Origin of the sequence: Streptomyces sp. NPDC047841 (assembly GCF_040704085.1) — a bacterium.
In the GTDB taxonomy this organism is placed as follows: Bacteria; Actinomycetota; Actinomycetes; order Streptomycetales; family Streptomycetaceae; genus Streptomyces; species Streptomyces argyrophylli.
In genome coordinates this window covers 89,247-101,829 of sequence record NZ_JBEYRP010000025.1, presented here as the reverse complement: position 1 = coordinate 101,829, position 12,583 = coordinate 89,247, and the positions used below count along the sequence as shown (strand labels likewise).

At 68.8% G+C, this 12,583-nt stretch carries 10 protein-coding genes and 1 pseudogene; 5 read left to right on the top strand and 6 right to left on the bottom strand.

The features are described 5' to 3' along the window. Window positions 1–67 precede the first annotated feature (67 nt). Window positions 68–877 (bottom strand): hypothetical protein, encoded by an 810-nt coding sequence (locus AB0947_RS33665; protein ID WP_366754156.1) that lies wholly within the window; start codon window positions 875–877, stop codon window positions 68–70. A gap of 428 nt (window positions 878–1,305) precedes the next feature. Further along, on the bottom strand, window positions 1,306–1,626 hold the full coding sequence (locus AB0947_RS33660) for a hypothetical protein (RefSeq protein WP_366754155.1): 321 nt from the start codon (window positions 1,624–1,626) through the stop codon (window positions 1,306–1,308). A 733-nt stretch (window positions 1,627–2,359) separates the two neighbouring features. On the opposite strand from AB0947_RS33660, the gene AB0947_RS33655 reads away from it, so the two are divergent. The 3 genes from AB0947_RS33655 (at window position 2,360) to AB0947_RS33645 (ending at window position 6,324) form a co-directional block, all read left to right on the top strand. Beyond that, window positions 2,360–2,752, top strand: coding sequence for a hypothetical protein (locus tag AB0947_RS33655; RefSeq protein WP_366754154.1), 393 nt, complete (start codon window positions 2,360–2,362; stop codon window positions 2,750–2,752). 435 nt (window positions 2,753–3,187) lie between these two features. Then, a complete protein-coding gene (locus AB0947_RS33650; RefSeq protein ID WP_366754164.1) occupies window positions 3,188–4,171 on the top strand; it encodes a maleylpyruvate isomerase N-terminal domain-containing protein in 984 nt (327 codons plus the stop codon). A 1,298-nt stretch (window positions 4,172–5,469) separates the two neighbouring features. After that, window positions 5,470–6,324: a methyltransferase domain-containing protein gene (locus tag AB0947_RS33645; RefSeq protein WP_366754153.1), complete on the top strand. Its 855-nt coding sequence runs from the start codon at window positions 5,470–5,472 to the stop codon at window positions 6,322–6,324. Between the two features lie 488 nt (window positions 6,325–6,812). On the opposite strand, the pseudogene AB0947_RS33640 reads toward AB0947_RS33645, so the two are convergent. The 3 genes and pseudogenes from AB0947_RS33640 to AB0947_RS33630 all read right to left on the bottom strand — a co-directional run. Beyond that, a pseudogene (locus tag AB0947_RS33640) lies at window positions 6,813–7,343 on the bottom strand (IS5 family transposase); the annotation flags it as partial. A 154-nt stretch (window positions 7,344–7,497) separates the two neighbouring features. Beyond that, window positions 7,498–7,824 (bottom strand): hypothetical protein, encoded by a 327-nt coding sequence (locus AB0947_RS33635; protein ID WP_366754152.1) that lies wholly within the window; start codon window positions 7,822–7,824, stop codon window positions 7,498–7,500. Between the two features lie 795 nt (window positions 7,825–8,619). Continuing rightward, on the bottom strand, window positions 8,620–8,856 hold the full coding sequence (locus AB0947_RS33630) for a hypothetical protein (protein ID WP_366754151.1): 237 nt from the start codon (window positions 8,854–8,856) through the stop codon (window positions 8,620–8,622). 572 nt (window positions 8,857–9,428) lie between these two features. On the opposite strand from AB0947_RS33630, the gene AB0947_RS33625 reads away from it, so the two are divergent. Together AB0947_RS33625 and AB0947_RS33620 are read left to right on the top strand one after the other, a co-directional pair. After that, complete coding sequence (locus AB0947_RS33625; protein WP_366754150.1) at window positions 9,429–11,027, top strand: NAD(P)/FAD-dependent oxidoreductase; 1,599 nt, start codon at window positions 9,429–9,431, stop codon at window positions 11,025–11,027. Between the two features lie 580 nt (window positions 11,028–11,607). Then, window positions 11,608–11,772: a hypothetical protein gene (locus tag AB0947_RS33620; protein WP_366754163.1), complete on the top strand. Its 165-nt coding sequence runs from the start codon at window positions 11,608–11,610 to the stop codon at window positions 11,770–11,772. 426 nt (window positions 11,773–12,198) lie between these two features. Here AB0947_RS33620 and AB0947_RS33615 read toward each other — a convergent pair whose 3' ends face one another. Beyond that, window positions 12,199–12,570 (bottom strand): hypothetical protein, encoded by a 372-nt coding sequence (locus AB0947_RS33615; protein WP_366754149.1) that lies wholly within the window; start codon window positions 12,568–12,570, stop codon window positions 12,199–12,201. Window positions 12,571–12,583: the final 13 nt, after the last annotated feature.

The following is a 12,583-nucleotide window of genomic DNA, read 5'->3' as shown; positions in this document are numbered from 1 at the left end:
GTCAGCCCGCCCCCTTGTGGATACCGCATGCACCGGTGATACCGCACAGGCGTCGACCCGTCAGCACCTACGACACCAGGAGTTCAACCTCAGTAACAAGTAGTAGGTGCGGGCGATCTCCACCAGCGCGCCGCGCCCCGTACAGGGCGGCGTACGGGATCGCGCGGCGCACGGCGTCTGGGAACGCCACCGTCGCCTTGCCGAGTTCTGTGTTGCTTGTGTTGCCGTTGCTGGCGCTCGCGGTGACGCGCGGGGCTTTCACACCGGTCCGGTAGGCGCGAAGCCAGGCGGCCCGCTCCAGTGTTACTGACAGTTCATGCTGGGAGGAGCAGTGCACGCCGGGCCGGGCCACGGCCATGAGTGCGTCGTCGGCAGCGAGTGAGGCGTCCGGCTGGTGCAGCCACGCGGACACGGTGTCCTCGACCTTCAGGAGCAGCGACCACGTTTCGGCGTCCTTGGCCGTGGTGGCCAGGCGTACGGCGCCTTGCACGATCGCGTAGGCCTGATCGTCCATGTCGAGCAGCGGCAGTTGGCACAGGGACTCGTACACCGCGTGCACGGACTGCGGGGTGGCACGCTGCTCTGCGCCGCGCACGGCGGCCTGCCCGGAGGTGAGCACATCGCGCAGGCCGCTGTGAAGTGGCGTGGTCCGGTCCTGCGCGGGAAGCCACTGGCGGCCGGCCAGGGTGGCGTGCTCCGGGTTGGTCCCGGTCACCAGGTCGTTGACCTGCAGCGTCTCCGGGCTCGCCCGGGTGACGACGACATCCGTACCGGACACGCGGAGCTTTCCGCGGCCCGCACGCTCGATGTACGCGTCGTCCGGCCGGTCGGCGATGGCCTGCAAAAACCTGGCAACAGCAGGGGTGAGATGAAGCATGAGAACTCTCCAAGTGGTGGCTGTGGCGGGAAGGGAATCGGCCGGCCGGGCGGTGGATGGCAGCCCGGCCGGTGCCGGTCGCTCACGGCGCACGAGAGCGGGTTCGTGGCGGGCGCTCCCGGCTGCTTACCGGGCGCACACGGCGCATGAACGGGGTCGGGTTTCGTGCGGGGCGCTCCGGCTGAACGCAGAATGCGGCAGGGCACGGTCAGCGCCACACCCCCCGGACGCCCGAGCCCGGTTGGGGGTGGGGGGTGGGAGTGTGCGGACGGCCCGCCTGCGGGCGCAGGGCCACGGCGCGGTGCGCGGGACCGCTTGGCCGACCGTTGTGGCGGATGCGGCCAGGTCAGGGGGGCGGCGGTGGGGGCGAGGCGCCGGAGCGCCTGACGGGCCGCCGCGTGCTCGGGGCGGCCCGTCGGGGGGGCTGGTCAGGCGGGTGGGCGGGATTCAGGCTTGGCACCCTCGCTGTTGCCGTCCCCGTTGTCTGCGTGTGCGTTCTTGGCGTCCGGGGGCGTGCTGCGGCCGGCGTGCCAGGCACACGCCTCGATCCCGGTGAGTACGGTCAGCGCCCCGTACAGGCTGGTCCACATCTGCGAGTCGTGCCGGATGTAGCTGGTGGTGGCGACCGCGAGGAACACGGCGGACAGCGCGTACAGGCGGCTGAACGAGCGGTTGTGGTTTTTACGCTGGGGGTGCTGGCCGCGCAGGACTGCGCTGAAGGACCGGCCGGGGTGCGGCTGGAGAGTCACGTCGGCGATGAAGGCGGCTCCTGGCAACAGTCATGCCGGACCCGAAGGCCAGCGGCCCTCATGCAGGACCGCGAAGAAGACAACGGGGCCACCAGAGCGGTGGCCAACCGGGGCCACAGGCGCCAGCGCAGCGGTCCTGCGCGACCTGCTCGGTGTGGTGCACCCGGCGCGTTGCGGCCCCGGTGAGGGCGACCCTGCCGCTTCGGTCCTGTTCGAATCGCTTGCGCTCACATAGACCGGGCCGCCTGCAGAAACCTGACGAGGTAGGGAATCCAGGTCCGCTCACTCGTGCAGGAACGCCGTCAACTCAGCAAGGGGAAGCGATCCGACCGGGCGCCTCGGCGATGTCATGGAGAGCGGAGCACCCGCGAAGTGACGGATGGTGCCGTACGCGCGATGCGGTGATGCACAAGGCAGCAATCGCAGGCTGAGCGGACGTGAGACCCGCGGATCTAGACATGGGGGAATACGACTGCCCGCCCGGGGCGTCACGGCAGCCGTCTACGCAGTAAATGGCAGCCCGCCCGATGTCCTGAAGTGAGGTAGTTGTGGCACATCCGGCTACCCGTCTCGGCTGTTCCCGCGTCCTACACTCACCGCCAGACAGGGTTCAACGGGCGACCTACACAGCGGATGCAGGGCCGTGGGAGGCATAGCCGGACGACGGTCCGCCATGCCCGGCACGTAACGACTCGCGGAAGGAAGACGTCCCGTGATGGGCAACGACTGACTGATGAACCACGCGGAAAAGAAGACCTCCGGCGGCACCGATACCGTCGCGGCGCGCATCGATCCCTGGACACCCACCGTCACCACCCTCCTGAACGAGATCGCCCGGCGGGCACTGCGCGCCCAGGTCTTCGTCGTCGGGTACGGCAAGTACCTACGCACCGGCCGCTGCCACTTGCGTCAGCTCTCCTTGAAGCAGAACGCCACCTATATGCAAGCCGCGATCAACCACCTCAACACCACGCTGCGACAGGCCGCCGAACATGAAGGTGCGGCCTTCGTCGACACCTGCCGGCCAGGCATCGGACATGACATCTGCGCCGCACCTGACGACCGCTGCATCGAAGGCCTGATCCCCAGCCGTCCGGCCGCACCTCTGCACCCCAACGCTGCATGAGCCCAAGCCATCGGCCAGGCCCTCGCCACGGCCGCGGACCGCCTGGGCCTGAGATTCGTGCGCCAGTACGCCGCCGCCAGCCACACCAGGTCCACCAGAGCCAGCCGCCGGAGCCGGCCGCTCTGCACACTACCTCCAGGCGCCGTACCCAAGCCGCCAGCCTGGCATCTGCTCGTCAGTCAGCCGCGGTGAAACGTTGGATCTACTTCACATCGCAGCTGAGGTCACACCCCACGCACGCCCAGCGAACGCATCACCTCACACATGGGTTACGGAGCAATTTCTTAGGTGGCCGGAGGGGCGATGCAACAGTAAGCGCCAGGGGGACCTCTTCGAAACCCCAGGTGTGCAAGCGTCACCTCTTCCTCTTCCGACCGAAGAGTGGTGCCCTTCCCCCTGAATTGTCGCGACGTAAAATCGAGGCGCCTTCGCGTGATGCGTTCGTGTAGCCGTCGGCCCTGGGCCTATCAAAAGCCTGGTTTTCGAGCCTACGGCGAGGCGAACTACTGCGGCCGCGGACGCACGTGTGGGGTCCCGGCGGCCGAATTATCCTGCCTATCGACCTCGGCCGAGCACAGGAGTATGTGGATGACTACCCAAGATTCACCTCGAGAATTGTCAGAGCAACACGGGTTCAGCGACGGAGTGGAGATCGTACACCGTATCTTCAAGAGGCGACGCCATGCGTTTTTTGAGCTCTTGCAAGATATTTCGACTTCAAGCTGGGGCATGCCGTCGCGTTGCTCAGACTGGTCGATACATCAAGTAGTTCGACATGTGCGTGACGCAGCGAAGATCCACGTGGCCAGGTTGCGGGGAAGTGCCTTCCCGTTCACTGATTCGGCGGGGACGTTCGATCCAAAGACGTCACCGTCTGCCTGGTTGACACGATCCGAAGGGGAAACTCCCCATGATACCTTGCTTCAGCTGAGGGAGATTCTTGACGAAGAAAACCGCCTACTCGAGGGTCGATTGAGTCCAAAGGTCGCCGATCTTGTTCCCGGCCCATTGCGCCGCAAGTTGCATTGGTCCGTCAATTCAGTTCATACTCTCTGGGACGCGTGGATGCACGAGCGAGATATCTGCCTCCCGTTGGGCTTGAAGGTGGAGATGAAAGACGATGAAACACGTCTAATGGCCATGTACACCCTCCTGGTGGCAGCCGCTCCGCCTGCATGGGAGGGTGATTACATCCACGTAACTCTGGGATTGAACGGATCACCGGACGGGGCATACAGTGTCAGGCATGAAGGGGACAACATATGCGTCCGGGCAGCTGCTGGCACGCCGGACATCAGTGGCCCCATGGAGACAGTTTTGGACAGCCTTGCAGGCAGGGGTCCTGAACTCAGCGAGGTACTCGGTGCGTCGGGGCCAGCCGTACGGAAACTTGCGATCCTCCGCGCGGTAGCTACTTAGATCAAGGGCTGTGTAAAAGGGCTATGTAATTGGCCCCCGTCGATGGCCTCTGGGCCCTGGCTGCGGCGCAGCAGCCGGGCCAACACCTCCTTCACCGACCCCGAGCACCTCATCGGCACCCTGCGACACGGCCTTCGCGTTCGACTCAAGAGGAGCCATGTCACGATGACCTCGTGCGCAATCCTGGTCCTTCGGCGCGTCGCCGCGTGCTGATCGAGGCCGTGGTCGTGGTCGCGGCAGCTGCGCCGGCTCAGGTGGCTCGGCTGCAACGCCCCTCGACGTCGCCTGACACTTCTGCCTGACTTCGGGCGCTCTTGAGATGGTGCCCTTGCTCTCCATCGAGGACGGCCAGATCCGCTGGTCCGGGGGCTACTTTGTCGACTCGCGGAAGGGCACCGAGGCATGGGGTGAGGTGCCTCGACCACGGACCAGAACTGTCCTCTGGTCGCCCGCACCAGCGTCGCACCCACTCACGGAGAGCGGTGGGTGCGCGTTTCGGGCGGTCATGCCGGCTGTGTGTCGCAGGTGTACAGCGTCGTAGCGCCCAGGGCTGACAGCCTTCGCCTTGAAGGGCATGTATGACTCCGCTCCCGTCCGTCCGGTCCCGCACGCGCCGCGCCGGTGGACGCGCCTCCGCCGGGAGCGGGGTCCGGACGTCCTGATGTGAGGGTGTCATGGCACGCGGAGTAATGCGGCGGCGGCCGAACATCGCCGTAGCCTCATGGGGCCAACGAGCCGACGGCTGCGGCCGCGGCCCGTCTGCTGTCGGGCCAGGAGGCCGGTGTGCCGATTGCCGACGGTGATTCCCGACCATAGGAAAGAAGCGTTCGCCGCCGTGACGTCCGAACCCGGCGACCCCCGGTCCCTCCCGCCCCGGAGCGGCTCGGGGCCCCGCACGCCACCCACGCACGCCTCCGGCCGCCGGCGGGACGTCCGGAGGGACGTCCGGATGTGAACGCCGTCGCCCGGGACCGCAGCGGACGATGGCGCAGAGCGCGGTGCAGGCGCCGAGCTGCGATCCACCTCGTCGGTTCCGGACGCCCGCTCCAGCACCCGCGGGCCGTCCCCGCCGTCGTTGGCGGTCAGCAGTTGCTCCATGGTGTCGCGGTGAGGATCTGTCCGGCTATCGAGGGGCTGGGCGTCGGGGCAACGTCCAGGACGATCCTCCAACGTGATCTGTCCCGGATGTCATCCCCCCCAGCCGGCCAACGTGACAGTGCCGGGCGAATATCCCAGTTACTTCACTGTGCAAGTATTATGCTGATCAACTGTTCCTCCCTCCCGCGTAGGAAGCCACTATGAACTCGCCGTCCCCTCTTGCCCAGACTGCTGGTTCCCACAGCAGCAGTGAGGCACCGCAGATACCCAGCAATCCGTTTGCGCACCTGGACGGTGCTGCAGACGAAGCACAGCGCCGCGTTATCCGCTATCTGGATGCTGCGGCGGCTCATCCCGAGATGCAGCGTATGCGGTCCGCGGCCAATGAGATGTTCGCGCCCGCACCGGGTGAGCGACTGCTCGACGTCGGGTGTGGTGCGGGGGAGGTGGCCCGCCAGCTGGCAGCGCGGGTAGGCGCCGAGGGCTCTGTGGCCGCCGTCGACCAATCCGCCCTGGCAGTTTCAGTCGCCGAATCCAGGCATGACGGCACCTCGGTCGACTACTCGGTCGGTGACATCACGGCTCTTGACTTCCCCGGCGGTCACTTCGACGGAGTACGGTGCGAGCGGGTGCTGCAGCACTTGCCCGATCCCGATGGTGCGATCCAGGAACTGATCCGGGTGACCCGGCCTGGAGGCCGCGTGTGTGTGATCGACACCGACTGGACGTCCTACGTCTGGGACGGCTTCGACCACATGTCCGATGTCGCGGGGCAATTCCCGTTTCCGCACCCTGCAGCCGGCCGCACCGCCCGCGCACGCATGGTGAAGGCAGGCATCAGGGCGACCACCACGCTTCCAGTGACGCTTCGATTCACGGTGCCTGAGGACGCAGCCGCCGTTGTGCCCTTCTTCGATGACGAGGCGCTACGGATCTGCGTCCAGCCGGAGCTGACGAAGCGATTCCTCACCTCGGTCCGTCACTCTGCCGAGCGTGGTGACTTTCTGTTCGCATTCACCATGTGGATCACCATTGGTCGCGTGGCTGCCGCATGAAAGCGGTTCAGACGCGGCTCTGATACGAGGAGTTGTCGCTCACGCGGAAAGCGCGTGAGCGCCGTGATGCCGGCCTGGTAGCCCCGGCTGTCGAAACAGGCGGCTCCGCCGACACGACGCGTCCTCACTTTCGCCGACGCCCTGCTGCGCACGCCGGCTGCCGCCCCATCCGCTGCGTCGTCGGGTCCGCCCGTGGTCGGCGATGTGCTGGCGGATGCAGCGCGGGACGCCTCCCTGGGTGTGACTGACGCTCTACCTGGCTCGGATGGACCACTCCGATGCTGGGCACTGATGCCACGTGCAGCCGAGGGGGCCCGTCAGCTCCGGCCACACGATGCGGCCGGATCCGAAGGTACGCACGGAGGCCCAGGACGGCGACGTCTGCGCCGAGGGGTGCCAAGGTCGGCGGCCTGATGGCGGAGCTGCTCACTGATCAGCATCGCCGGGAAGGAGAAACACCCCGACCAGAGCGGGTCTCTTTGACGGGCTCATCCGTTGATCCTATGCGCCTCTCCGACTAGGTTCTGTCTCTTTGGCCAGCGTCGGGTCCGGATGAGGATGCCGACGAGGTGGAGTGCGGCCTGGTAGGCGAAGGCGAGTTTGTCGGTTCGTGTGGCCAGGCCGCGCCACTGCTTGAGGCGGTTGATGCACCGCTCGACGGTGTTCCGCTGCTTGTAGGCGTCGGTGTCGAAGCCGGATGGACGGCCGCCTTGTCGCCCGCGCCGCAGGCGGTGGCCGATCTGGTCGGACGGCTGCGGGATCACCGCCCGGATTCCCCGGCGCCGGAGGTGGCTTCGGATGGCGCGGGAGGAGTAGGCCCGGTCGGCCAGCACGGTGAGGGGCCGGGTTCGTGGTCTTCCGGGGCCGGTGCGGGGCAGGCGGATGCGGGACATCACGGTCTCGAAGGCGGGTGCGTCACCAGCCTGACCTGCGGTGACGGTGAAGGCTAGAGGCCGTGCCCCGCCGTCCGCGACCAGGTGGACCTTCGTGCTCAGCCCGCCGCGGGAGCGTCCGAGAGCGTGATCGGCGGGCTCACCGGATCGAGCCGCCCCGGAGAGTTCGCGGCCGGGGTCGCCACGGACGGCACGGTCGTGGTGAAGGGACGACCCGTCGGCCCTTAGCCGGCGCGACCCTCTACCGGTTGCCGGGCCAGGTGGCCAGCACAACATCTGCTCAGGGGCAGATGTAAACAAGATTGCCTGGCTGAATGAGGTCGTCCGGGCCGCCGTGGAACCAGCCACTGTTGTCGTAGAGCAGCTTGTAGACGTTGATTCCAAACCTCGCCGCATACTGGGAGAAGGTATCCCCGGCCCGCGAAGTGATGCGGCTGCAGGCCGCCGGGTGTGCGGTGCTCTGGGGGGCCGATTCTGCAGACGCTTCAGTGGCCGCTCCGATCAGAGTGCCGAGCACGATTCCTACGGCCACACCGAAGGACGCAATGACGCGACGTTTGTGCATGATCTCCCCCATGGGCCTGATGGGCGACTTGGTCGTGATCACGGTTGCACACTGCGCAAGGCGTAACAACGGTGATAATGAGCCATCGCTAATTCAGCCTGCCCTAGCGCAAGTTCCATTCCCGCTCCCCCGGGACCCGGCGTGAGGAATGACTTGAACGAAAGGGCAGCAGCCCGGTATTGACACGGGGCTCGCTCAAGGCGTCATGCCGACGTGCAGTTCAACCCAACAGATACCAATACACCGTTGGTGTCCGCGGACACGACGCCACCGGCGCCAAGCGCTCCCACGCCAGTCGGCGGATCGACCCGGCACCACAGCCGCTTCTCGTGGTCGACGTGTTCGATCGCCTCCGGCCCGAGGGGCGTCGGTTGCCTCCAGCTCGCGCCCGGCGACGGGACGCCCGCGAAGCGCACGATCACAGCAGTACCTCCATCTGGCGGAGCCTCCCGCCTCACCCAGTTGGTGGGGCTCAGCGCCCGCACGACAGCACCGGAGTGCCGGCGACGTCCCCGCCCGGCCGCCGGCCTTCGGCGGGTGCGGCGCGGCGGGCCCGGCCGCCGCGCAACCGGACCGAGCGCGCCCCGATCCCCGGCCGCAGTCGCGGCCGTACAGCCCATCCCGCACGTCCCTTACTCCTTCACCCCACCCAGGGCACATGGGCAGAACGGCCGCAACGCGGATGTCAGCGCTCCGATCACAGCGAAATCGCGTGGTGCCCTGCGCGAACGCGAAGGTGGTCCGTCGGGTCGCGCAACAGCAGGCGCAACCTCCAGCGCAACAGCCAGGGGCAACCCTTGTCGCAACCCCGTGCTCCTGGTCGACCGAGGCACCCGGTCACGCGGCCTGGACGGCGCCCTGGGCGCGGGCCAGCTGGCGCAGTTCGCAGCGCGCCGCTGGCACCGAGGGGGCGGTCTCCCAGTAGGGGTGCCACCACAGCCGTACGGACAGGAGCAGCAGGCGGCGGCGCAGGGTGGTGGTGTCGCGGGGGTGGGGTGCGGCGAGCGCGTCGTAGGTGGCGTTCCAGGCGGCTTGCGTCCGCACCAGGTCGTCGGGAAAGTCGGTCACGTCCATACCTGCATTAGATCGCTTGTTCGAATTTTCTGTCATCTCGCACGCGCCGCAGCCCTCCGACCAGCCGAGATCGGGGATGGGCGCCCTGCGAGTGCAGGCGTGGCCCGTCTCCTGGTGGCGCGGTAGCCGACCGGATCGCCGACGCGCTCGGCACGCCGAACGTGCTCGGCGAAAGGGCGAACGTGATGGCCTCCCTGATCCGGCCGTTCATCGACAGCGGACCTGGTCGCCGCCGACAGCCCGCTCGGACCCGAGCAAGCCGCCGCCCGCCCCGGTGTGCGCCGTGCCGGCTTCGACCACGTGCCGCTCGGATGGATCCGCTCCCCGCAGTCGATTGAAGCCCGCTTCGGCGCCTCGCGGGCCGGGGCCGTCGACTGAGCGACGTAGGCCCGGCGACGCCGTACCCGGGACCCGGACACGCGCCTTCGGGTGGGCTGCTCCCTTTGGAGGTGCCCGGTTCCCGGGAGGAAGGTGGGTGGGAGGCAGGGCCGCGTCCCCGCCCCGCCGGCCGGGTGACCGACTCCCGCGGGATCTCACGCGGCCACGGCCCACGGATCGAGGAGGCTGAGGAGATGACAGGTACGGTCGACGCCATCGTCGTCGGTTCCGGTGTGAACGGCCTGGTCGCCGCCGCCGAGCTGGCCAAGGGCGGTTGGTCGGTGGCGCTCGTCGAAGGGAGCCGTCGGCTGGGCGGCTTCATCGCCACCGAGGAGCGGACCCTGCCCGGCTACCTGCACGACACCTACTCCTCGTGGCACCCGCTGTTCGTGTCCGGCCAGGCCTATGCCGCGCTCGGCGAGGACCTGCACCGCCACGGTCTGGAGTACCGCAACACCGACGGTCTCGTGACGGGCACCGTCACCGACGACGGCCGCGTGATCCTCGCCCACCGCGACCCCGCGGCCACGGCGGAGACGTTCGGCCACGCGGAGGACCGGGCCGCCTACCTCGCCATGCTGCAGCGGTTCCTCGACAACATCGACGCCGTGGGCGGCATCCTGGGCGACGAGCTGCGCTCGCCGCGCGTGCTCCGCCACGTCGTGAGACTGCTGCGCCGCGAGCGCTTCGACGGTACCGAGGCATGGCTGCGGGCCACCGTCACCAGCGGCCGCTCGTATTGCCGCAGCGCGTTCCGCGGCGACGAGCCGGATGCGCTGTGGGCGCCGTGGCTGCTGCACGCCGGCCTGTCCCCGGACCACGCCTCGGGCGGCCTGATGCTGCCCGCCATCGCCGCCGCGCTGCACGGTTTCGGCGTCCCTGTCGTGGCGGGCGGCGCCCACCTCTTCGTCCGCGCCTTCGAGAGGCTGCTCGGCGAACTCGGGGTGGACATCCGCACCGGGCAGCCGGTGGAGCGACTGATCCTCACGGACGGCAGGGTCACGGGCGTGATCGCCGACGGCGGGACCATCCGGGCCCGCCACGCCGTCCTGGCCTCCGTGACCCCGACCGCGCTGTACGGCCGGCTGCTGCCGCCGGACGCCCCGGTTCCGCCCGCTGTCCGCGACCGGGCCCGGTACTACCGCTACGGACGCTCCGCGATGCAGCTCCACGTCGCCCTCTCCGCCCCGCTCCGCTGGCACGACGAGCGCCTGGCCGACGTGCCCCTGCTCCACCTGAGCGACGGGTCCGCGAGCACCGCGATCGCGTGCGCGGAGGCCGAGGCGGGTCTGCTGCCGCGCAGGCCCACGGTGGTCGTCGGCCAGCAGTACCTCCTCGACCCGCCGCGCGTGCCCGAGGGCGCGGCCGCCCTGTGGATCCAGCTCCAGGAACTGCCGTACGAGCCGATCGGCGACGCGGCGGGCGAGCTGGACGCGACAGGCCGCTGGACCGGGGAACTGACCGAGGGATACGTCCGCCGGGTCCTCCGACGCATCGCCCGCCATGCCCCGGATCTGACGGACAAGGTGCTCGCCTGGGACGCCGTCACACCGCCGGACCTGGCCGCGTACAACCCGAACGCGGTGGCCGGCGACCCCTACGGCGGCTCGGCCGAACTCGACCAGAACCTGCTGTGGCGCCCCGTGCCCGGCGCCTCCCGGCACGCCACGCCCGTGCCCGGCCTGTGGCACATCGGCGCCTCCACCCACCCCGGCCCCGGTCTCGGCGGCGGCTCGGGACACCTGGTGGCACAACAGCTCGTCCGCCGCACACGCCGGAACAAACGCCGCTGACCCAGACCCGGCGGATGAGGCGGGCACGCGGCCACCGCGTTGTCATGACAAGACCCGGTTCGGCCGGTGCTCTGCGGAGCCCCAACGACTCCGACTCCGCCGGGCCGGCCGATCCGTGGCCGTCAAGTCCGCCGAAAGACAGGTTACTTGGGGCGGCGACCAGACCACCCAGAAGCGGAGCATCAGCGCCACGTCAGCGTCCGTCACTATGGGGTGTCGTCAGGCGTTGCGGCAGGCAGTGCGGGGGGCCTGCGGGTACGGGGCGCGGTTCTGGGGTCGGCCGGTTGGCGGATGCGGCGGGCGGCGGCCAGGAGCCCGGTGACCCGGGCAGGGTCGGTGCCGGTGATGGTGGCGATGCGGTCGATGCTCAGGCGGAGGTCGTCGTGGAGGAGCGCAGTGTCCTCGGCGGGGGTAGGGGTGCGGCCGGCGCGATGGGCGACGGCCCGGGGGGCTTCTCCCAGGCCCAGGCGGAGGGGCACTGCTTGGTCATGATCCAGGTCCAGTTGGAGAAGAACGGATTCCGGGCGCTCGTTTCCGTCGGGGGGGAGGGGTCGTGCTGCGATCCAGGCGCGGTACCGAGATGGCGGCCTCGTTTCCGGTGATCGTGGCCGGGGCCGCGCGGCTGCCGGACGCGACCGCGCTGGACGGCGAACTCGTCGTCTGGGACGCCACGAGGCCTACCGGCCGTCGGTTTCAGTCCGATCATCGGCGCGCGCAGCGGGCTGGTGAGAATCCGTGCCATTGAGACGTGGCTCGGAGATTGCCAGCCGGTACGTGGCCGTGCACTACCCCACCGCCGACGCGGAGTGGGCGGTGGTGGAGCATGCCGACGACGGTGCTGGCGAGGCATGGAACGTCACCTATGCGCACCACGTAGGGCGTCGGCCGCGCTCACTCCGCTGCGGACTACCGCTCTGCGGCCATCAGGTTGCTGCAGGTGACGGTGGGCTCCGCTGGACGCCTGCTCGGCGTCCGCCTCGCAGCATTCGTCGACAACGGCCCGGATGAGAGAACCGAGGGTTGCCCGTGACGACCACGCGCAGCGGGACGGGGAGACGCGCCGGTCCACCACCTGCGGCGATCTCCCCCGGCCAGCAAAGGACGTCGTGCGTGATAGTCCAAACGCTCCTGGTCGGCCGCGGTCGCCGGGGGTGCTGGTTGGCCGGGCCGGTCAGCGACGGGGCACGGCGTTCCAGCTGGCCAGGATCGGCAGGACGCGGGAGGTGGGCGAGTCGGGCTCGGCGGTGTAGACGACAAGGCGCTGGTCCGGTTCGTGAGGCGCGCAGACGATCTCGATGTCGAAGGACATCGGACCAGCGGTGGGGTGCTGGATACGTTTGCTCACTGACGCGTAGTCGCGGACCGTGTGATCGTCCCACCATCGGGCGACGTCACGGTCGGTGGTGCGCAGCTCGTCCATGAGCGCGGTGAGGCGGTGGTCGTGTGGGCGGCGGGCGGTCTCGCGGCGCATGGTGGCGACGGTGGCTGAGGCGAAGTCGCACCAGTTGACGATCCGCTCGCGGGCAGTGGGGTCCTGGAACATGTACGGACGAAGG

Bases quoted from the DNA above. Each gene is read 5' to 3' on its own strand.
- AB0947_RS33665 (WP_366754156.1), bottom strand. From the start codon at position 877: ATGCTTCATCTCACCCCTGCTGTTGCCAGGTTTTTGCAGGCCATCGCC.
- AB0947_RS33655 (WP_366754154.1), top strand. From the start codon at position 2,360: ATGAACCACGCGGAAAAGAAGACCTCCGGCGGCACCGATACCGTCGCG.
- AB0947_RS33650 (WP_366754164.1), top strand. From the start codon at position 3,188: ATGCGTTCGTGTAGCCGTCGGCCCTGGGCCTATCAAAAGCCTGGTTTT.
- AB0947_RS33645 (WP_366754153.1), top strand. From the start codon at position 5,470: ATGAACTCGCCGTCCCCTCTTGCCCAGACTGCTGGTTCCCACAGCAGC.
- AB0947_RS33630 (WP_366754151.1), bottom strand. From the start codon at position 8,856: ATGGACGTGACCGACTTTCCCGACGACCTGGTGCGGACGCAAGCCGCC.
- AB0947_RS33625 (WP_366754150.1), top strand. From the start codon at position 9,429: ATGACAGGTACGGTCGACGCCATCGTCGTCGGTTCCGGTGTGAACGGC.
- AB0947_RS33620 (WP_366754163.1), top strand. From the start codon at position 11,608: ATGGCGGCCTCGTTTCCGGTGATCGTGGCCGGGGCCGCGCGGCTGCCG.
- AB0947_RS33615 (WP_366754149.1), bottom strand. From the start codon at position 12,570: ATGTTCCAGGACCCCACTGCCCGCGAGCGGATCGTCAACTGGTGCGAC.